This is a genomic window from Streptomyces sp. BB1-1-1, from assembly GCF_031597775.1.
Classification (GTDB): Bacteria; Actinomycetota; Actinomycetes; order Streptomycetales; family Streptomycetaceae; genus Streptomyces; species Streptomyces thinghirensis.
Window position 1 is genome coordinate 374701 of record NZ_CP134205.1, and the last position, 18838, is coordinate 393538.

At 67.7% G+C, this 18838-nt stretch carries 17 protein-coding genes and 3 pseudogenes; 10 read left to right on the top strand and 10 right to left on the bottom strand.

The features are described 5' to 3' along the window. Positions 1-8: 8 nt before the first annotated feature. The 4 genes and pseudogenes from rfbB to RI578_RS42365 all read left to right on the top strand — a co-directional run bounded on the left by rfbB (position 9) and on the right by RI578_RS42365 (position 3109). Positions 9-1043 (top strand): dTDP-glucose 4,6-dehydratase, encoded by a 1035-nt coding sequence (gene rfbB / locus RI578_RS42355; protein WP_310869108.1) that lies wholly within the window; start codon positions 9-11, stop codon positions 1041-1043. Between the two features lie 371 nt (positions 1044-1414). Beyond that, positions 1415-1855: a transposase family protein gene (locus tag RI578_RS42775; protein WP_310875623.1), complete on the top strand. Its 441-nt coding sequence runs from the start codon at positions 1415-1417 to the stop codon at positions 1853-1855. Then, positions 1792-2214 carry a transposase family protein gene (locus tag RI578_RS42780; RefSeq protein ID WP_310869106.1) on the top strand — a complete coding sequence of 141 codons (423 nt, stop codon included), beginning with the start codon at positions 1792-1794 and terminating at the stop codon, positions 2212-2214. The genes RI578_RS42775 and RI578_RS42780 overlap by 64 nt, the downstream gene beginning before the upstream one ends. Positions 2215-2330: 116 nt before the next feature. Continuing rightward, a pseudogene (locus tag RI578_RS42365) lies at positions 2331-3109 on the top strand (IS5 family transposase). Here the strand turns inward: RI578_RS42365 and RI578_RS42370 are convergent. Next, positions 3104-3391 (bottom strand): hypothetical protein, encoded by a 288-nt coding sequence (locus RI578_RS42370; protein WP_310869105.1) that lies wholly within the window; start codon positions 3389-3391, stop codon positions 3104-3106. The pseudogene RI578_RS42365 and the gene RI578_RS42370 overlap by 6 nt on opposite strands. Next, positions 3388-3546, bottom strand: coding sequence for an adenylyltransferase/cytidyltransferase family protein (locus RI578_RS42785; protein WP_399062979.1), 159 nt, complete (start codon positions 3544-3546; stop codon positions 3388-3390). Before RI578_RS42785 ends, RI578_RS42370 begins: the two co-directional genes overlap by 4 nt. 275 nt (positions 3547-3821) lie before the next feature. On the opposite strand from RI578_RS42785, the gene RI578_RS42375 reads away from it, so the two are divergent. From RI578_RS42375 to RI578_RS42385, 3 genes and pseudogenes are all read left to right on the top strand, one after another. Beyond that, positions 3822-4832 (top strand): LacI family DNA-binding transcriptional regulator, encoded by a 1011-nt coding sequence (locus RI578_RS42375; protein ID WP_310869104.1) that lies wholly within the window; start codon positions 3822-3824, stop codon positions 4830-4832. A 348-nt stretch (positions 4833-5180) separates the two neighbouring features. Further along, positions 5181-5784: pseudogene (locus RI578_RS42380) on the top strand (helix-turn-helix domain-containing protein); the annotation flags it as partial. Positions 5785-6206: 422 nt separating this feature from the next. Continuing rightward, positions 6207-6974 carry a phage Gp37/Gp68 family protein gene (locus tag RI578_RS42385; RefSeq protein WP_310869103.1) on the top strand — a complete coding sequence of 256 codons (768 nt, stop codon included), beginning with the start codon at positions 6207-6209 and terminating at the stop codon, positions 6972-6974. Positions 6975-6985: 11 nt separating this feature from the next. On the opposite strand, the gene RI578_RS42390 is transcribed toward RI578_RS42385, so the two are convergent. The 4 genes from RI578_RS42390 to RI578_RS42405 form a co-directional block, all read right to left on the bottom strand. Then, the gene (locus RI578_RS42390) at positions 6986-8101 is read right to left on the bottom strand and encodes a three-Cys-motif partner protein TcmP (RefSeq protein ID WP_310869102.1); all 1116 of its coding nucleotides are present in this window, start codon (positions 8099-8101) and stop codon (positions 6986-6988) included. A 164-nt stretch (positions 8102-8265) separates the two neighbouring features. After that, positions 8266-9399, bottom strand: a complete 1134-nt coding sequence (locus RI578_RS42395; RefSeq protein WP_310869101.1) for an IS630 family transposase — start codon at positions 9397-9399, stop codon at positions 8266-8268. A gap of 36 nt (positions 9400-9435) precedes the next feature. Next, positions 9436-9768: a glyoxalase superfamily protein gene (locus RI578_RS42400; RefSeq protein ID WP_310869100.1), complete on the bottom strand. Its 333-nt coding sequence runs from the start codon at positions 9766-9768 to the stop codon at positions 9436-9438. Between the two features lie 67 nt (positions 9769-9835). Next, positions 9836-10767, bottom strand: a protein-coding gene (locus tag RI578_RS42405; protein WP_399062982.1) for an IS5 family transposase whose coding sequence is annotated in 2 segments (ribosomal slippage) — positions 9836-10389 and positions 10389-10767 — 933 coding nt in all. Because the reading frame shifts where the segments join, the coding sequence is not laid out codon by codon here. A gap of 97 nt (positions 10768-10864) precedes the next feature. Between RI578_RS42405 and RI578_RS42410 the strand changes: the two are divergent. Beyond that, a pseudogene (locus RI578_RS42410) lies at positions 10865-11791 on the top strand (IS5 family transposase). On the opposite strand, the gene RI578_RS42415 reads toward RI578_RS42410, so the two are convergent. Next, positions 11786-12565, bottom strand: coding sequence for an alpha/beta hydrolase (locus RI578_RS42415; protein ID WP_310869099.1), 780 nt, complete (start codon positions 12563-12565; stop codon positions 11786-11788). The pseudogene RI578_RS42410 and the gene RI578_RS42415 sit on opposite strands and share 6 nt — an antisense overlap. 368 nt (positions 12566-12933) lie before the next feature. Between RI578_RS42415 and RI578_RS42420 the strand changes: the two genes are divergently transcribed. Continuing rightward, positions 12934-13116, top strand: a complete 183-nt coding sequence (locus tag RI578_RS42420; RefSeq protein ID WP_310869098.1) for a hypothetical protein — start codon at positions 12934-12936, stop codon at positions 13114-13116. A 56-nt stretch (positions 13117-13172) separates the two neighbouring features. Here the strand turns inward: RI578_RS42420 and RI578_RS42425 are convergent, their stop codons facing one another. The 3 genes from RI578_RS42425 to RI578_RS42435 all read right to left on the bottom strand — a co-directional run bounded on the left by RI578_RS42425 (position 13173) and on the right by RI578_RS42435 (position 16802). After that, complete coding sequence (locus tag RI578_RS42425) at positions 13173-14498, bottom strand: UDP-glucose/GDP-mannose dehydrogenase family protein (protein ID WP_310869097.1); 1326 nt, start codon at positions 14496-14498, stop codon at positions 13173-13175. A gap of 71 nt (positions 14499-14569) precedes the next feature. After that, complete coding sequence (locus RI578_RS42430) at positions 14570-15007, bottom strand: NUDIX domain-containing protein (RefSeq protein ID WP_310869096.1); 438 nt, start codon at positions 15005-15007, stop codon at positions 14570-14572. A 28-nt stretch (positions 15008-15035) separates the two neighbouring features. Beyond that, entirely contained in the window at positions 15036-16802 is a 1767-nt protein-coding gene (locus tag RI578_RS42435) for an asparagine synthetase B (protein ID WP_310869095.1), read from the bottom strand. A gap of 325 nt (positions 16803-17127) precedes the next feature. Between RI578_RS42435 and RI578_RS42440 the strand changes: the two genes are divergently transcribed. Further along, on the top strand, positions 17128-18504 hold the full coding sequence (locus tag RI578_RS42440) for a sporulation protein (RefSeq protein WP_310869094.1): 1377 nt from the start codon (positions 17128-17130) through the stop codon (positions 18502-18504). The last annotated feature ends 334 nt before the right edge of the window (positions 18505-18838 follow it).

Below are 18838 nucleotides of genomic sequence, written 5' to 3' on the forward strand. Positions count from 1 at the left end.
GGCGATTCGTGCACATCGTCGTCACCGGAGGAGCCGGCTTCATCGGCTCGCACTTCGTCAAGCACGTGCTCGGCGGCGCGTACCCTGCTTTCCGCGCCGCTCGTGTCACCGTGCTCGACAAGTTCACCTATGCGGGCAGCGGCACCAACCTCAGTGACGTGACCGATCATCCGCTGCTGACCATTGAGAAGGGCGACATCTGTGACGGCCCTCTGGTAGATCGCCTGCTGGCCGACAGTGACCTCGTGGTTCACTTCGCAGCTGAGTCGCACGTCGATCGGTCGATCGCCGCAGCGGACGTGTTCGTGCGCACCAATGTCATCGGTACCCACCGCCTACTCGAAGCGGCACTGAAAGCGCAGTTGACCCGTTTCGTGTGCATATCCACCGATGAGGTCTACGGATCGATCGGGGGGACCGGCCGCTGGGACGAGCGCGCTCCGCTGGCCCCCAACTCCCCTTATTCCGCCTCCAAAGCCTCCTCCGACCTTCTCGCTCTCGCCTATTACCGGACCCACGGCCTGCCTGTCTGCGTCACCCGCTGCTCCAACACCTACGGCTCCTACCAGCACCCGGAGAAGGTCATCCCCCGCTTCGTGACACAACTGCTCCAGGGGCATCGGGTCCCGCTGTACGGAGACGGCTCGCACGTCCGGGATTGGCTGCACGTCAACGACCACTGTCAGGGTGTGGCCCTCGTGGCGGCGGATGGTCGGCCGGGGCAGGTGTACAACATCGGGGGCGGGACTGAGCTGACCAACCGGGACCTCACCCAGCATATCCTTGCGCTGTTCGGCGCGGACTGGTCCCGGGTTGACAACGTACCCGACAGAAAGGGCCACGACCTGCGCTATGCCCTGACGACCGACAGAATCTCTGGGGAGCTGGGGTATCGACCTGCCGTGCCTTTCGAGGACGGCCTGGCACGAACCGTCGCCTGGTACACGCGTCATCCGGAGTGGTGGAAACCGCTACGCGCTGTGGACACCTACCAAGGAGTCGCCCGGCTTCGAGAGGCTCAAGAGCCCCTGCCCCCTCCGTGAACGTGCGCCCAGCAGCGGTGTCGGTGACCTCCTCGATTGTCAACATAATTCCGGCTTGAGAGACCGGCCATCTCCACGATGGCTTCACACGGCTTTCGCCGCCAGTGCGCCCCCCGTTGCCAGCTTTCGAAAGCGTCCGAAAGCCGCAGCGTCGTCCTAACGAGCTCGTGCACCGTAAGCGGTGAGACGTCGAGCTCCTGATGGTCGATCATGGTCATGTGGTGGGGAATGCGTCTCGTGCAGCGATCATCAGCAACCGGAGGATCACGGGCCTCTCGGCTGCTGTGATTGCTGAACTCGTTGCTGAGGTAGGTCCGTTGTGGCACGAGCGGCACCAGGCCAAGCTCGCGTCCCGGCCACGGAAGCGGGCAGTGGGCGCCGGCGCGAAGCACCAGCTGGTGTTCGTCGACCGTCTCCTGGCCACGCTCGTGCATCTCCGTCACGCCGCCACGCATGACGTGCTGGCCAGCTGGTTCGGCGTCGACCGCTCCACCATCACCCGGGCTATCGGCGAGGTGCGACCCCTGCTCGCCGAGCGAGGCTGCACCATCAGCACCGGAGTGCGGCTGCGGACCCTCGCCGAGGTCATCGACCATATCGGCGCCAGCGGGAAGACCGGCATCATCGACGGCACCGAGATCCGGGTCAGGCGCCCGGCTGCCGGACGCAAAGACCGGGACAAGTTCATCTCCGGCAAGAGCAAGCAGAACGCGGTCAAGACCATGGTCGTCACGATGGCGACGGCCGGATGCTCTTCTGCAGCCCGACTCAGTACGGCAGCTGCGCGGACATCACCCATGCCCGCCAGTTAGGGCTGGTCAGGCTCCTGGAGGGCGGCCCGGCAGCCGAGATCCTCGCGGATGCCGGCTACCAGGGCCTGGGAGCCCAGACCGGTGGGCGCGTAGTGACACCGCCGCACCGCAAGTTCAAGAAGAAGGCTCCGGACTGGTACGAGGAGATGCACGAGCGCCAGCGCAAAGCGCACTCCTCGCGGCGCATCCGCGTGGAGCACGGCATTGCGCACCTGAAGAACTGGCGGGCGCTGGCCCGCCACCTCGGCCGCCGCGAGCACATCAGCGACACCGTGAAAAGCCGTCGCAGGTCTGTTGTCCCATCAGCAGACCGCGGACCTGATCCCGGCACGGCAGGTGTGATCACCAAGTACCGCTGAGGTCCTCGACGTCTCACCGCTTACGGTGCACGAGCTCGTTAGGTAACTTGTCCGGCCCGACTTGTCCTGGTCGGGCATGACCGAGGTGATGAACCGGCCGTTCGTGTCGTGTAACGATTCGGCCGTGGGTCGTGGACGACGGCTTGTGGGCGCAGATCGAACCGTTGCTCCCGCCCTGGCCGGAACGGTCGCCTGCGCCGAATCCGGTGGATGACCGACTGTGTTTGCAGGGCATCCTGTATGTCTTGCACCAGGACATTGTCTGGCAATTCCTTTGCCTATGGAGCTGGTATTCGGCTCCGGACGGACGTGCTGGCGGCGCCTGGACCGCTGGCAGAGAGTCGGCGTCTTCGAGCAACTGCACCGCGTGCTGCTCGCCGAGTTGAACGCGGCTGGCGAGCTCGACTGGTCCCGCGCGTGCGTGGACGGCTCCCACGTCCGCGCGCAAATGGGGGTGCTGCGACCGGTCCGTCGCCGGTCGACCGGCGGAAGTCGGGCAGCAGGAACGATCTGATCTGTGACGGCAAGGGCACCCCGCTGCGCGTCATCACGACCGCTGCCGTCGAGGTATCCCGCCCGTTGCCGGGCGGCCCGGCCGACCGCGCCGGCGTCCCGGCTCCGTCTTGGGCGACAAGGGGGCCGTCCAGCGCGAACTGCGCAAACGCCGGATCATGCCGGTGATCTCCCGCAGGGGGCTCCGGACATCAAGGGCCTGGGCAAATGCCGCTACGTCGTCGAGCAAAGCTTGGCCTTGCTCCACCAGTTCAAACGCCTCGCCGTCCGATGGGAGCGCCGCCTTGAACTCCACGACGCCTTTCTCTCCTTGGCCTGCAGTCTGATTTGCTGGAGGCGACTCAAGAAGGCCGGACCCCGAGACCGTGTTACGCGCCTATGACGTCGCCGTGCCCCCTGACGAAGGGGCCGCCGTGCGACACCGTCGGATGAGCTCGGTCGTGGAGACGCCGGCTGTGTACCGCACAAGGCGTAGCTTCCCTGCATCGGCCACTGGGCCGAAGACTTCTTTGAGCGCCTCCGCCGTGAGGTCGTCCTCGTGTACGACCACGTCGATGCCGTGCAGGTCCAGGAACCCGTTCGTGACACGGTAGGGCGCGTTCGCGAGTACCACGTCGACGTACCGGCATGCCTCAATCACCGCGACCCGCTCCGCGAGCGTCATGATGGCTTGCGATTGTACCTGGCCACGACCTTGTCAGAGAGCACCCCGGCGATCAGCCGCTCCCCGGAAGCTCGCGCAGCCCTGAGCAGCGCGACGTGTCCCGGGTGGAACAGGTCCCCGACCATGCCGACGTATACGTTCCCGTGCTCAGCCATGCCTGTTGCCGTCTCGCTGGTGCCGAGTCGACCAGGACTGGGCTAATCGCCCGGCTCCGTCAACCGTTCGCGGTCGACGCCCAAGCGGCTAGGGAAGGCTCACTAGAGATCCTGTTACGAGCTTTTAAGGTATGCCTCTGCGCACCGGCTTGCCGGTCCGGCCGGGCGCCGAAGAACCCACCGGATAACCTGAACCACGGCCTCTTGCGGCGATCAGTCGGCGCGGACGGCGCCATAGCGGTCCGTGCCGTTCGAGATGACGAGGGAGTGGGGCAGTGGAGGGACGACGGGCGACGCTCGAGGCGGTCGCGGCGCGCGCCAGGGTGGGCCGGAGCACGGTCTCGCGCGTCATCAACGGTTCCGAGCGGGTCAGTACCGCCTCGCGTGAGGCCGTACTCCGGGCTGTCCGCGAACTGGGCTATGTTCCGAATTCGGCGGCCCGCGCCCTGGTGCGCCGGCGCACTGACACCGTCGCCTTCGTCGTCGCCGTCGAGCAGGAGCGGGTCTTCTGGGAAGAGCCCTACTTCTCAGCCATCGTGCGGGGTGCAACTGCGGGTCTCGCGGACGAGGGGATCCAGTTACTGCTGGCCATCGCCGAGTCCCAGCAGGACCGAGACCGGCTGGCCACCTTCCTCAAGGCCCGACACGTCGACGGGGCCCTGCTCAGTTCATTCCGCGGCGACGACCCGTTGCCAGCTGACGTCGAGCAGTCCGGGACGCCCACTGTGCTGGTGGGCCGGCCTACCGGCTACATCCCGGACTGGTCCGTCGACGTAGACAACATTGCAGGCGCCCGGTTGGCTACCCAACATCTCGTCGAGCGGGGCCGGCGCCGGATCACGACCATCACTGGACCCCAGGACATCCAGGCCGGCATGGACCGCTGTGCTGGTTTCCACGACGTGCTTTTGGAAAGCGGCTTGTGCCCTCTGGCACAGGCGCACGGCAGTTTCACGCATGCTTCGGGTGTCGCAGCGATGCGACAACTATTGGATCAATCACCAGAATTGGACGCTGTGTTCGCCGCATCCGACAGCATGGCCACCGGAGCACTGCACGTCCTGCGGCAAGCGGGGCGCCGGGTACCCGAGGACGTGGCCGTGGTCGGGTTCGATGACTCGCCCGTCGCCGCCGATACCGACCCGCCACTGACATCCGTTCGTCAGCCCCTGGAAGAGATGGGTCGGGAGATGGCCCGCCTGATGATCGCCCGGCTCAACAACGAGCCCGTGGCGGAAACCAAGCTGGTTCTGAATCCCGCACTGGTCATCCGACAGTCCTCCTAACGAGTTGGTGCGTGATAGTGGGTGAGGCGTGTTCAGCCTGGTCGTGGCCTGTTCTTCCAGCGCGAGAGTGTGCGGTTCGGTTCAATGGCCGTGCATCTGTCAGGCGCTGGGCCCTGTCGGTAGGTTGTCGTCAGTTGGCCTCGCCCTGTGTTCGGCGGGAGTGCGCGTCTAGATAGGACTGTCCGGTCTGGGTGATGCGGTACTGCCAGGCGCTGGCGTCCTAGATGTACTGCCCAGCCAGGTTGGTCGAGTTTGTGCGACGACACGGTCTGAATCTGTAGGACGACGAAGGCCTCCGGTTGTGGAGTGGAGCTGTCGAGGAACCGCTCCGCCAACCAGGAGGCCTTCGTGTCTCACGCTAACGCCGCTCTGACGCCCCGTGCCCGACTTCGCCTGGCGCGTCTGATCGTGGATGAGGGATGGCCGGTCGCCCGTGCGGCCGAGCGCTACACCGTGTCCTGGCCCACCGCCAGGCGATGGGCCGACCGGTACGCCCAATCCGGGCCGGCCGCGATGGCCGACCGGTCCTCACGGCCTCACCGAAGCCCGGCCCGGACCACTCAGCCACAAATCCGCAAGATCGTGCACCTGCGCTGGAAGCAGCGACTGGGACCGGTCCAGATCGCCGGACGGCTGGGCATGCCCGCCTCGACCGTCCACGCCGTCCTGACCCGCTGCCGGATCAACCGCCTCTCCCACATCGACCGCGCCACCGGGGAGCCGGTCCGCCGCTACGAACACCCCCCACCCCGGCGCCATGCTCCACACCGACGTCAAGAAACTCGGCAACGTCCCTGACGGCGGCGGATGGCGCTACGTCGGACGCGTCCAGGGCCGCAGAAACCGTGCCGCAACACCCGACAGGCCCCGCAACAAGTACCGCGGACCGCTGCTGGGAACCGCCTTCGTCCACACCGTCGTCGACGACCACTCCCGCGTCGCCTACGCCGAGCAGGTCACCGACTGACCTGCAGGTGTGCTCCCGCTGGCTCTTCGCGCTCTCCGCTTCCGTGGCGTCCTCGCCGTTGTCCGGAGAAAACAGCGAACGCCGGTGACGGCACGGGCGCCCTTCGCGCATCCTGACCGTGCCCGGGTCGCGTACGAACTTGAGGCCACTCGTATCGCTGCCCTGCGCCGTGTGCGCCGGGAACAGGCCGGACGGACTACAGCCGAGCTGGGGCAGCCGACTTGAGCGCTGGAATGTCACCGCAGCGATATTCAGACTGAGGTTCGAATGTGGAAGTGTGGGGTCGGATGCGGTCGGATACCGGCGTAAGTGTCCCGCGACTCCGGCCGGGGAGGCATCGTTAGGCAGCGCACGGTGGCCGTCGGCCAGTGCAGTGATGTCGGAGACATGAGGGTGGGAGGGGACCGGTGAGCGACCGCAGCTCCATCGAGTGGACCGAGGCGACGTGGAACCCGACGACCGGTTGCGACCGGGTGTCTTCTGGCTGCGATCACTGCTATGCACTCACGCTGGCGAAGAGGCTCAAGGCGATGGGGTCGGCGAAGTACCAGAACGACGGCGACCCGCGTACCTCTGGCCCCGGCTTCGGGCTGACGCTGCACCCGGATGCGCTTGCCGTGCCGTACGGGTGGAAGAGTCCGCGGACCGTGTTCGTGAACTCCATGAGCGACCTGTTCCACGCGCGAGTCCCGCTGGACTACGTGCGGCGGGTCTTCGAGGTGATCGCGGACACTCCGCAGCACACGTATCAGGTGCTGACCAAGCGGGCGCGGCGGCTGCGGTTGGTCGCCGACCGTCTTGAGTGGCCGGCCAACCTGTGGATGGGTGTGTCGGTGGAGACTGCCAGAGAGCTGCCGCGCGTGGACGACCTGAGGCTCGTTCCTGCAGTTGTGCGGTTCCTGTCGTGCGAGCCGCTGCTCGGGCCGCTCGCGAGCCTGGATCTGACTGGCATTGACTGGGCGATTGTCGGCGGGGAGTCCGGGCCGGGCGCCCGGCCGATGCGTGAGGAGTGGGCCGCTGGCATTGTCGACAGGTGCCGGCGCTTCGGTACGGCGCCGTTCGTCAAACAACTCGGATCCTGCTGGGACAAGACGCACCACAAGGACATCGCTCGATTTCCCGCTGCCCTGCAGGTCCGGGAGTACCCGCAGCTCAGGGACAGCACCCCGGTCTGACCGGGGCCGTGTCAAGCCGCGTCGGGCAGGTCGATCCAGCTCTTGCTGGTCAGCTTGCCCGACGACTGGACCACGATGGAGCCGTCCTGCCGCATCTGCCGCACCGCCTTCAGTGCGTGCGTGGGCATCCAGCGGGCGGTCTCGGTCAGCAGCCACTGGCCGACAGTCTCCACCGTGGCCATGCCGGCCCCGAGGCGCTGGGAGACCAGTTCGATCAGTTCCGGGTCACAGGCGTCGAAGGCCTGGAAGAGATCGAGCTGCCCGGCTGGCGTGGCGCCGCGGGTGCGGGGGTCCTGGAAACTCTCGCCGTCACGGTCGTCGACCTTCCACATCGCCTCTTTCATTGCCTTCAGTCCCGTGTCGCTGCCGGTGCCGAAGACCAGGTACAGGGGCTGACCGGTACGGGGCACGAGCCTGAACTGCAGCTGATAGCCGAACCCGGCCCGGCGCAGCGCACTGCGGTAGGTGCCCAGCCACGCACGCCACCGCTCATCGGGCCGTGCCTCGTCCGCGGCCGGCGTCCAGTGACCGCGGCCTCCGAAGACCTCGTCAAGGATGTCGGCGTTCAACTCTTCGCGGCGGCTGAACCAGTTGGGCCCGAACGTGGTGATGACCTCGCTGGAGCGGTTGTGGGCGATCCGGCGGGTCACCTCCAGCGGCACGTTCACGCTGCCCCAGCTGTCGAAGATGCCGAGGATCGGATTGCCCCAGGCACCCAGTTCGGTCAGCACCGGCAGGCTGTCCCGGCCCGCCTCGCCGCGCCGGACCTCCACTCGCACCGGCAGGTCGGCAAGCTTTCCAAAGCGGTCCGTCAGCTCGGCCAGGAGATGTTCGTGGCGGGCCCGGTCCTTCTCGATGAAGACCAGGTGCACCCGTCGCGGGCTGAGGTTCATCCGGTCGACGGCGGTGTGGTGCAGAAGCCGGTCCAGGATGAACACCGGTGACCCCGGTTCGCCGCCCTCGTAGCGGCCCGGGCCAGCGAACGCGTCCAGCAGTGTCACCCGCGGCCTGCTGTAGCCGGTGCGCTGGGAGGTCTGCAGCAGGATCGGCCACCAAGCATCCAGGTACCGCTGGTATAGGCGGTGCTTGGCTGCCGTAGCAGGCTCCAACGGCCACAGAACACCCATGCCGGCCCCCTCGGACAACAGAATGTGGCACTGATTGTCCGCTGAGTGCCCGTCAGGCACCAGAGGGCGTTCGGGCCCGTCTGGTGAAACCTGGCCACGCGGGAAGCACCGTTCGGCATCTCCGTTCACCGCACTCATGCGGGAGGCGCCGGACTAGTGCCGCATCAGGCAACGTTCGCCCTGTCGACCACGGCCCGTAGCCGTTGGTCGTCGGCATGACGGTTTCGCCAGATGATGTAGCGGCGGATCATGCTGCCCTGCTCCTTGTGGCTGGCGTGGTCGGTGCCGTCGAGAGTGAAGTAGCGCAGGGCGGTGAATTGGGCCTCGATGCGGTTCAGCCACGAGCTGTTCGTGGGCGTGTAGGCGAACTCGACGTTGTTGGCCGCGGCCCAGTCGCCGACCCGGCTGTCCTTCTTCGTGGTCAGGTGCGGGGAGAAGTTGTCGAGCACGATCGCGACGCGGATCTCCGGCGAGTAGAGGCTGCGCAGGTAGCGGCAGAACTCCAGGAACCTCGTCCGGTTCTTCGTCGGCTTGATGTGGCCGTAGAGCTTGTCCTTGCCGAGGTCGTAGGCGGCGAACAGGTGCCTGACCCCGTGCGGACGGGTGTAGGTCGCCCGCCTGCGGGGCCTCGGCTCCCGGCCGGGGTCCTTGTGCCGTCCTCCGCGCTCGGCCCACTGCCGGCCGGGGTGGGGCTGAAGGTTGAGCGGGCCGAACTCGTCCAGGCATAAGACGACTTCGGGTTCGCCGTCCTCGGGTATGACCTCACCGTCGGCGATCGAGTAGAGGTGCTCGACGCGGGCCTTCTTGGCGGCGTAATCGGGATCGCGGGAGGTCTTCCAGGTCTTTATGCGTTGAAACGACACGCCCTCCTCGCGGAGCAGGACCCGAAGGCCCTCGTGGCTGATGTCGTCGACCACCCCCTCGGCGACCAGGAAGTCGGCCAGCTTGGCCAGGCTCCAGGTCGAGAACGGCAGACCGTGCTCGGCCGGCCTGGACTTGGCGATCTTCTTGATCTCACGCCGCTCGGGCAGGGTGAATGTCCGGGGCCGACCGCCTTTGTACTTCGGGTAAAGGGAGTCGAAGCCGTCGGCGTTGAAGTTGTGGATCACATCCCGGACCCGGTCCGCGCTGGTGAACGTCACCTCGGCAATCTTCGCCACGAGCATGCCCTGCGCGGACAGCAGAACCATCTGCGCCCGCCGCCACGTCACCACCGACCCGCTGCCCCGACGGATGATCCGCAGCAGGCGCTGCCCCTCGTCGTCATCGATCTCGCGGACCCGTACTCGCTCAGCCACCAGCACAGCTTCCCTGCCGCGCGCTGCCGGCGAGTGTCATTCCGTCGGCGTGCCGATCCGAAGCCGGTTGCCGTCAGGGTCGCGCAGCTCAATCTCACGCGCCCACGGAGCGTCCGTCGCCTGCACACCGAACTCGGAGGCGATGGCCTCGACATCATGAACGCGGAGGTAGACCAACGTGTCGGGACGGGCATCTCCCTTGTGCTCAGACAAGAACAACCGCACCCCGCCCCGGGCGACCTCGACGAACGCGGGAAGTCCCGGTTCGAAACGGTGTTCCCACTGCTTGGCGAAGCCCAGCCGCTCGTACCAAGCGACCGCCGCCGCAGCGTCCTCGACGCGAAGAATGGGAATGACTTCCTCGTCCATAGAGCCATCGTCGCAGACCGCCCAGGGCGAACGTTGCCTGATGCGGCACTAGGCACTGTTTCTCGGATCATGTGCGGAGCCAGACCATGAGGGCTGCGAGGGCGACGGTGCCGAGGTAGATGTAGGCGCGTTTCTCGTAGCGTGTGGCGACGGCGCGGAAGCCCTTGAGTCGGTTGATGGCACGTTCGACGGTGTTGCGCTTCTTGTAGTGTTCGCGGTCGAATCCGATGGGCCGACCGCCTTGAGATCCTCGGTTGTGCCGGTGCCTTTGCTGGTCGAGACGTTCGGGGATGGTGTGCCGGATTCCGCGTCGTCGCAGGTAGCGCCGGTTGCTTCGGGACGTGTAGGCCTTGTCGGCCAGCACGTGGTCGGGCCGGCTGCGGGGCCGTCCCACTCCGGATCGGGGTACGGAAATCCGCTCCAGCACCTGCTCGAGCTGAGGGCCGTCACCGTAGTGTCCCGGCGTCAGAACGAAGGCGAGGGGCCGGCATCGTCCGTCGGCGGCGAGATGGATCTTGGTTGTGAATCCGCCGCGGGAGCGGCCCAGGCATTCGCCGATCTGACCACCTCCTCCAGGCGGAAGGCCAGTTTCCGCAGCACCGGATCGGCCTGGTTCGTCCCCCGGCCGTTCCCCTTTTGAGCATCCAGGGCCGACGGCTTCTTCCTCGCACCGGCGGCGTGCTGATGGGCCCGCACTGCGGTCGAGTCCACCGACACGTCCCAGTCGATCCCACCCGCGGCATCTTCGGCGGCCTGGATACGGGACAGCAGCATCTTCCACGTTCCATCCGCTGACCAGCGGCGATGCCGCTTATAGACCGTCTCCCAGGGCCCGAACCGTTCCGGCAGATCCCGCCACTGCACCCCCGTCCGCACCCGGTAGAGCACTCCGTTGATCACCCGACGGTGATCGCTCCACCGACCTCCCCGCGCACCGCCAGGAGGTAAGAACGACTCCAGCCGAGCCCATTCCGCGTTCGTCAGATCCCCACGACCCATGAAGCCAGCCTGACCCCAACACCCCGCCCAAGTCAGGAGATCCGAGAAACAGCGCCTAGGCCGTGTCTCTTCGATCAGTTGAATTGTTGTTGTGGTCATGCTCAGCAGGGGGGATCTCGCAGACGGCGAGTGGGTGGTGCTGGAGCCGCTGCTGCAGAGGAGCAATAACCGCTGTGGGCGGTGGCGGGACCACCGGCAGGTGATCAACGGGATCATTCACCGGCTCGCCACCGGCTGTCAGTGGCGCAGCCTGCCTGAACGCTTCGGCCCATGGCAGACCGTCCACAAGCGGCATCTGATGTGGTCGGCCGACGGTACCTGGGAGAAGCTGCTCCAGCATGTTCAGGCCGTCGCCGATGCCGAGGGTGACGTCGATTGGGACATCAACGTCGACTCCACCTCGGTGCGGGCCCATCAGCACGCCGCCGGGGCGCCGAAGGCCCCGCCATCCACCGTCCCAAAGGGGGCCGCACAAAGATCAGTTCACGTGCGCGCGCACATGCGCCTACGCCTGTTCTGGGAGGAGGCGGTGCGGCAGACGAGGCTCTCGGCCGGTCTCGTGGCGGGCTGACCACCAAGGTCCATTTGGCGGCCGACGACAAGTGCCGTCCGTTGTCACTGGTCATCACGCCGGGGCAGCGGGCGGACTGCACGCAGTTCGAGCCGGTCATGGACAAGATCCGGGTCCCGCGGCTGGGGGCTGGGCGTCCACGGCGGCTGCCGGACAGTGTGGCGGCGGACAAGGCGTACAGCAACGGCGTGATTCGCAGATCTGCGGCGTCGCGGGATCCGACACGTGATCCCAGAGAAGATCGATCACAAGGCCGCCCGCCGCAAGCGTGGTTCACGCGGCGGGCGCCCCGCGGGCTTCGACAAGGCCCGGTACCGAGCGCGCAACTCGGTGGGGCGGGCGATCAACAAGTTGAAGCAGCTCAGGGCCGTGGCAACCCGGTACGACAAGCGCGGTTACGTCTATCTCTGCACCGTCACCGCCGCCGCGCTGCTCGTCTGGCTCAGGTCATGACGCCAGGAACGGCATGACGGTGGCCGCCAGGCGGGGGTGGGCCAGGATGTCGTAGTGGCTGGCGCCGGGCAGGACGGCCAGCTGGGCGGCGGAGCGGCCCGAGCCGTCGAAGCCGGCGTCCCTCAGCCCGCCGCCGAGCAGGGCGAAGAACTCCACCATGTGCGCGGGGCGGATGGCGTCGGCGTCACCGAAGACCAGCAGGGTCGGCGCGGTGATGGCGGGGATCTCGGTGCTCCAGTCGTAGTCCTGGTGCTTGAGTTCGGCCATCTTGCCGACCAGCACAGGCCAGTCCTGGGGCCGGGGCGCGAGCCGGGAGTAGAGCTCGTAGATCGGGGACTGCTTCATCGTGTCGGCGGCCTGGGAACTCATCTGGTCCATCGCCGCGACGACTTCCGGGTGCCAGCCGTCCCGCCGGCAGGGCGTGGAGACAACCACGAGCCGGCGCACCGCATGCGGGTGCTGGATCGCGACCCGCAGTGCGACATCCGCACCTGTGGAATAGCCCAGCAGGTCGGCTTGCTCGACGCCGAGGTGCTTGATCAGAGCGACGATGTCGTCCGCCATCAGCTCAGGGCGCAGCGAGCGGTCGATGTCCGCCGTGCGCCCGTGACCCTGCAGATCAACCAGGATCACCCTGCGGCTCTCCGACAATGCCGGCACCAGCGGCGCGAACATCTCTCCCGCTCCCAGCCCGCCGTGCAGCAGGATCAGGGGCTGACCGGAGCCGTGCTCCTCGAAGTGCAGGGACAGGCCGTTGACCTCTGCGTAGCTCATCGCATCACCTTTCGTCATGATCACTGCGCGATAGACCGTAGCGGCCCGTGAAACTCATCGGTCACCCCACAGACGACAGCCATAGATCGAAGAGACACGGCCTAGAGAAGCTAGGACTGGCCAGTGGCCATGCTGCTGCGAGCGCCGCCCCGCATGCGGTGAAGGCGGGAGAGCCGGGCAAACCGAAGTCACAGCTGGGTCGTATGGCGTGCGTTCGGACCGAGAGGCGCTCTGGATGGCGAACTCCGCTGGTGACAGCATGTTGCCAGGTGAGATAGGGGAGTTCGTACGAGCGGAGTGAGGATGCGTTCGCGGACCTCGATGTTCTGACGGGGCGGAGGTACTGGATGACGGTGAGGAGGTCCTCGGTGTCCAGGTGGCGGTCGGCCGGGCTCTCGTCGGCCTCCTGGCTGGTGCCGGGCGAGGACGTGCAGAGGGGGACGAGGCTGCGGCTGGGCGTGTTCCCCGAGGACCGGCAGGCGGCGCATCCGGGGCGAGCTGGACGCGGCGGCACGATCGGGGAAGGCCGCCGAAGCGCCGGCGACCGCTGACGAGGGCAGCGGCCGCCGGGCTTTTCCTGCAACGAACGCTCCGACCAGTAGGACAATCAGGCGGAGGGCCGCCCCAGAGCGCGGAAGGCCCACCCGGCCGCCCGCCAGGTGTCGGCGTTGAGGGTGCCGCGGCCGTCGACGACCCTGGGGGCGTTGGCGCGGGCGGCCAGGCGGTGCGGGTCGATGTGGGAGTACTGCGGCCACTCGGTCAGGTGCAGCAGTAGATCAGCGTCCTGGACGGCGGCGATCGGGTCGTCGACGTAGTCGAGCTCGGGGTGGGTCTTGCGGGCGTTGTCGAGGGCCCGGGGGTCGGTGACGGTGACGGTGGCGCCGAGCTCGTGGAGCTTCTGGGCGACCGCGAGGGCGGGTGAGTCACGGATGTCGTCGGTGTTCGGCTTGAAGGCGGCGCCCCAGACGGTGATCCGCTTGCCCATGAGGGTGCCGTCGAGCTGCTGGCGGGCGAGGTTGACCATGCGCTCGCGGCGCCGGTTGTTGATCGCGTCGACCTCGCGCAGGATCGTCAGAGCCTGGTCGACGCCGAGTTCGCCGGCGCGGGCCATGAAGCCGCGGATGTCCTTGGGGAGGCAGCCGCCGCCGAACCCGAGTCCGGGCCGCATGCCGCGGCGTCCGATCCGGGCGTCGTGACCGAGGATGTCAGCGAGCTGTCCGACGTCGGCGCCGGAGGCTTCGCAGATCTCGGCGATCGCGTTGATGAAAGAGATCTTCGTGGCGAGGAAAGCGTTCGCGGACGCCTTGGCCAGCTCGGCCGTCGCCCAGTCGGTGACGATCGTCGGTGTTCCCGCTTCGATGGTCTTCTCGAAGCACTGCCGCAGCACGGCTTCGGCCCAGGATTGCTCGGACTCGAAGCCGAGGACGAGCCGGTCGGGGTGGAGCGTGTCTTCGATGGCGAACGACTCACGCAGGAACTCCGGGTTCCAGGCGACCTCGACCCGGTCGCCGGCGGGTGCGAACTCATGGAGGAGATCGCGGACGCGGGGGGCGGTGCCGACCGGGACGGTCGACTTCACCGCGACGACGGCCGGCTTCGTCAGGCGGGGTGCGAGCTGGCGGACGGCGGAGAAGAGGTGGTCGAGGTCGTAAGCGTGCTCGCCGGGCTTCTGGGGGGTGCCGACGCCGATGAAGTGCAGGTCGCCGAAGGCGGCGGCCTCTGCGTAGGAGGCGGTGAACTTCAGACGCCCGCTGGCGGTGTGGCGGGCCAGCATCTCGTCGAGATCGCGCTCGTGGAACGGCGCCTTGCCGGAGCCCAGTATCGCGACTTTGTCCATGTCGCAGTCCATGCCGAGGACCTCATGGCCGAGCTCGGCCATGCAGGCCGCGTGGGTGGCGCCAAGGTAGCCGCAGCCGATCACCGTGAGCTTCATGAACGGGAGTTCCTTCCGAGGTGGGCCGCCCTGACGGCCCACCTCATACCCCGTCCGTGAAGGCGGGGTGATCAGGTCGGCCGGGTGGCCAGATAGCGGTCGATCCCGTCCCGGACGAACGGCGGGATCGTGAGGATGCCGAGATGTTCAGGGGCGAAGAACTGGAGCTTGACGCCCTCTGCGAGGGGAAGCGTGGTCTCGTCGCCGTCCCAGGAAGCGGCGAAGAACGTGATCACCTGGCCGGATCCGTGCTCGTCGCGGATCTCGAACAACTCGGTGAGGTCGTCGACGGCCAGGCCGGCTTCCTCGTCGAGTTCGCGGACGATCGCGGCGGCCGGGTCCTCGTCGGGATCGCAGCCGCCGCCCAGGACGCTCCAGTGATCCGGCCAGGCGATCACGCCGGGCAGGTCGTCACGCAGGTGGAGAAGGAGCTCGCCGCGGCGGTTGGCGATGATCGCGACCGCTCCGCGGGCGGGGGCCGGGCTGTCGGCAGTGGTGTCCTGGTGCATTCGGACACCGTAGTGAGGTGGGGGATCGTCATGCGGCAGCCCTTACTGCCTGGCCGCAAAACCAGACGGCTGCCATGAGGGCCTGCATCTGGGTGCGGTCGAACCGCCCGCCCGGCTTCAGGCCGCCCTCCAGCAGCGGCCGAATCGCGGCCGGGGCCTCCGTCAGGGCGGTGTGGATCTGGGCGTCGGCCCAGGCAGCCAGCGGCCCGTTCAGCCAGGCGGGGGCCGGGGAAGCAAAGCCGAGCTTGTCCCGGCTGCCCCAGACCTCCCGCGGCAGACCCAGGGCCTTCGCGGCGTCCCGCAAAATGCGCTTGCCCTCGGCCGGGTGGGCGATCTTGTGCTCGGCTGACAGCCGCCAGGACAGCTCGACCAGGTCGCGGGCGAGGTAGGGGGAGCGGCGCTCTAATGCGTAGGCGGAGGCGAGCTTGTCGCTGGTCATCACCAGCGGCCGCCAGGCCGTCGCCAGGTCGGCGAGGGTGAGGCAACGGGCCAGATCCCCGCCGGACCTGTCCATCGCGGTGGCGATGAGGTCGCGGATCCGCCCCTCGGGGTCGGGGCCGCGCAGGACGAGCCGGGTCACCGCCTCCGCCGGATCCAGCTTGTCTCCGGCGGTGCGCATAAGTTTCGCGGCCAACGGCCGGTAGGCGTCCATCCCGGCGGCCAGGACGGCGTCCGGGTCGAAGAGGACCAGGGCGTGGCGGATGTAGCCCATCAAGAACTCGTCCGGGCCGAGCCCGCCGGCCGCGACCTTCAGCCCGAGGCCGGCGATCTTCCGGTAGGCCATGTACTCGGAGAACGTGGACGCGTTGCCCATCGGGTAGTCGAGCGCGGACATCATGTGCGGCAAGGCCCTGGTGAAGTCGATCGGGCCCGGCTCGACCACCACGAGTTCGGCCCCGATGTCGGCCGCGACCCTCGCCGCGATCACGGATTCATCCAGCCGGTCCTGGCCGGGGTAGCGGACGGTGACGCAGACCGGCGGTCGCAGCAGGTAGGCCAGCACGGACGAGTCCAGCCCGCCGGAGAGTAGGAGCGCGAAGTCGCAGGCCGGGGCCCGCAGGGGAACCTGCTCGGCCAGGACAACGGAGAACTTCGCCAGGGCCTCGGCGTAGGTCCCGGTGAACGGCTGCCGGTCCTCAAGGCGCCAGTAGACGTGCTGGTCCAGCGAGCCGGTGGCGACATCGAAGGACAGCAGGGTGGCCGGGGCCAGCAGCTGGATCCCCTGGTAGGGGGTGTCGACGCCGACCGGCGTCTCGATCGCCAGCACCTCGGGCCGCAGGACCAGCGGCGCGGAGCCGTAGCCGGTCAGTGTGGTGACCTCGGAGGCGAACGCGAGCCGACTGCCGTCCAGCCGCCAGTAGAGTGGCTTCTCGCCGAGCCGGTCGCGGGCCAGGAACAGTTTCCCGACGCGCGGGTCATAGACGGCCAGGGCGAACATGCCGTCCAGCCCGTCCAGGCAGGACGGGCCGATCCTGGTCCAGGCCCGCAGCACGAAGTGCGCGTCTGTGTCCCGAGGGCCCAGATGGATGCCCCAGGCCTTCGCCTGCTGGCGGTAGTTGTAGATCTCGCCGTTGAAGGCCAGCAGTACCCCGCTCTTACGGTCGAGGTAGGGCTCCGGCGTCGCCTGCGGGTCGACGATCAGCAGCGTGTTCATGGCCAGCACCGCCCGGCCATCGGCCGCAGCGGCGTGCATGGTGCCGTCCGGGCCCCGGTGGGCCTGCGAGGCGCCCATCGCGCCGACCGTGTGCTCGTGCCGGACGGCGTCGGCTCCGGCCAGTCCTGCGATTCCGCACATATCTGGTTCACCCCCGAGTGTGGTGGTGCCTTGGCGGCGGCCGCCGCCGGAAGGAGATCCGTTCCGGTCCCGGCGGCGGCCTGGGCTCTCATCACAGCCGCCCGACAAGATCGCCGGGAGGGCTCGCAGGGGGGCTCACAACTCGCAAAGGCGGTTCGCGGCTGGGCCAGGAGGCATATCGTCAGTAGCCCAACACGCGGAACATGTACGGCTCTTCATCCCCGGTCGAGTACGGGCCCCGTGCTCCATCAAGTACAGACATACGTGCTCAACTGCTTGTTCGAGTCGTGCGTGGTCCGGCCTGTCACCGGCAAGGGAGAAGGTCGTGGCATCGACTACCCGCCGGACCCGTCCGCCCAACGCGGACCTGGCCCGGCTCATCGAAGCCAGCGGCGCGAGCCACAAGTCTCTGGCTCTGCGCGTCAACCAGCTCGCCCATGCCGCCGGGATAGAGACCGACTATTCGCATACTTCCGTGGCGAACTGGTGCAGGCGGGGGATGACGCCGAAGTGGCCGGTCCCGAAGCTGTTGTCGCAGGCCATCGGCGAGAGGCTCGGCCGGCCGGTCACGTTGGGCGAGATCGGTATGGGCGAGGCGGAGACAATCGACGCGGATGTGGGGTTGGATTTCCCGCGAGACCCCGCCGACGCTGTCCGCGTCGCCACTTCGTTCTGGAGCTCCGTGAACCGCCGCGACTTCCTGGCCGGATCCGCCTTCACCACCCCCGTCACCAGGTGGCTCGTCACCCCCGCCGACGAGACCGCCGACCATCGCGGCGGAAAGCAGGTCGGCCGGGCCGACCTCGACGAACTGCGCGAGGCCGCCGACGATGCCCGCCGGTGGGACTCCAAATACGGCGGCGGGAACTGGAAGGCGAACTCCGTCACCGACTGCCTCGACCACCGGGCCGGCCCGCTGCTGCAGGGATCCTTCTCGGACGAGATCGGCCGTGAACTCTTCTCGGTGACCGCCGAGCTGTCCAGGCTCGCCGGGTGGACGGCATTCGACGTCGGTCAGCATGATGCCGCCCAGCGGTACTTCATCCAGGCCCTCCGCCTCGCCCGCGCAGGCGGTGACGTGCAGCTGGGCTGCTATGTCCTGACCACCATGGCCATGCAGACCCTGATGCGGGGCTTCGCGTCCGAGGCCGTGGACATGGCCCAGGGCGCCTTCGAGCGGGCCAAGGGGCAGGCTGTCCCGAGAGTGCTCGCGTTCACCAAACTGATCGAGGCCCGAGCCCATGCCCGGGACAACGATGCCCGAGCGGCCTCCCGGGCCCTGAAAGCCTCCGAGGACCTGCTGGGACAGGTCAAGGACGCCAGCGGAGACGAACCCGCGTGGATCGACTTCTATCACCATGCCCGCCTCTCGGCGGATGCCGCCGAGGTCTTCCGCGACCTGAGAAATCCCAAAGCGGCCCTCGACTGGAACAAGCAGGCTGCCGCGATGCCGACAGGCGTGTTCACCCGGTCCGTCGGCATGCGGCTCGCCATCGTCGGGACCGCCCACCTCCAGGCCCGCGACCTCGACCACGGCCTCGAACTCGGCAACCGCAGCGTCGACATCCTCGCCCGCGTCCAGTCGAGCCGGGCCAAGGACTACGTCCGCGAATTCAACTCCGCCCTCGTCCCGTGGCGCCGGGAACCGGCCGTCCGTGAGTTCATCCAACGAACCCGGAAAGAACTCGGCGTCGCCGCCTGAACCCGGAGATACCGGTATCGCAGAGCGGCGCGCACCACCGCGCGCGGTGCAGGAAGGACACTTAATGTTCCAGTATGCCCAGATACGGGCCAGCTCGTGCAGAGCAGGGCCCGTCAACGATCGGGTAGCGCGATGCCGTCACCGGGCGTCCGATGATGCCCATTCCGGAACCGAACAGCACTGCAGATGAAAGAAGCTGCGTTGACATGATCTCAGCGCTTTGCGTGCAGACCATAGGGCGATCGCACATAAGGGCCTCACTGGCAGCGAATCGGTCGTCCGCGTTAGCAGCGCTTGCCGGTCGGCTCTGAGTTGCTCCCAGGTCTCGGTCTGT

What these genes read in the sequence shown, in the direction of transcription:
- RI578_RS42780 (WP_310869106.1), top strand. Translation starts at nt 1,792, where the DNA reads ATGCTCTTCTGCAGCCCGACTCAGTACGGCAGCTGCGCGGACATCACC.
- RI578_RS42370 (WP_310869105.1), bottom strand. Translation starts at nt 3,391, where the DNA reads ATGACGCTCGCGGAGCGGGTCGCGGTGATTGAGGCATGCCGGTACGTC.
- RI578_RS42785 (WP_399062979.1), bottom strand. Translation starts at nt 3,546, where the DNA reads ATGGCTGAGCACGGGAACGTATACGTCGGCATGGTCGGGGACCTGTTC.
- RI578_RS42390 (WP_310869102.1), bottom strand. Translation starts at nt 8,101, where the DNA reads ATGGGTGTTCTGTGGCCGTTGGAGCCTGCTACGGCAGCCAAGCACCGC.
- RI578_RS42400 (WP_310869100.1), bottom strand. Translation starts at nt 9,768, where the DNA reads ATGGACGAGGAAGTCATTCCCATTCTTCGCGTCGAGGACGCTGCGGCG.
- RI578_RS42415 (WP_310869099.1), bottom strand. Translation starts at nt 12,565, where the DNA reads ATGAGCTACGCAGAGGTCAACGGCCTGTCCCTGCACTTCGAGGAGCAC.
- RI578_RS42425 (WP_310869097.1), bottom strand. Translation starts at nt 14,498, where the DNA reads ATGAAGCTCACGGTGATCGGCTGCGGCTACCTTGGCGCCACCCACGCG.
- RI578_RS42430 (WP_310869096.1), bottom strand. Translation starts at nt 15,007, where the DNA reads ATGCACCAGGACACCACTGCCGACAGCCCGGCCCCCGCCCGCGGAGCG.
- RI578_RS42435 (WP_310869095.1), bottom strand. Translation starts at nt 16,802, where the DNA reads ATGTGCGGAATCGCAGGACTGGCCGGAGCCGACGCCGTCCGGCACGAG.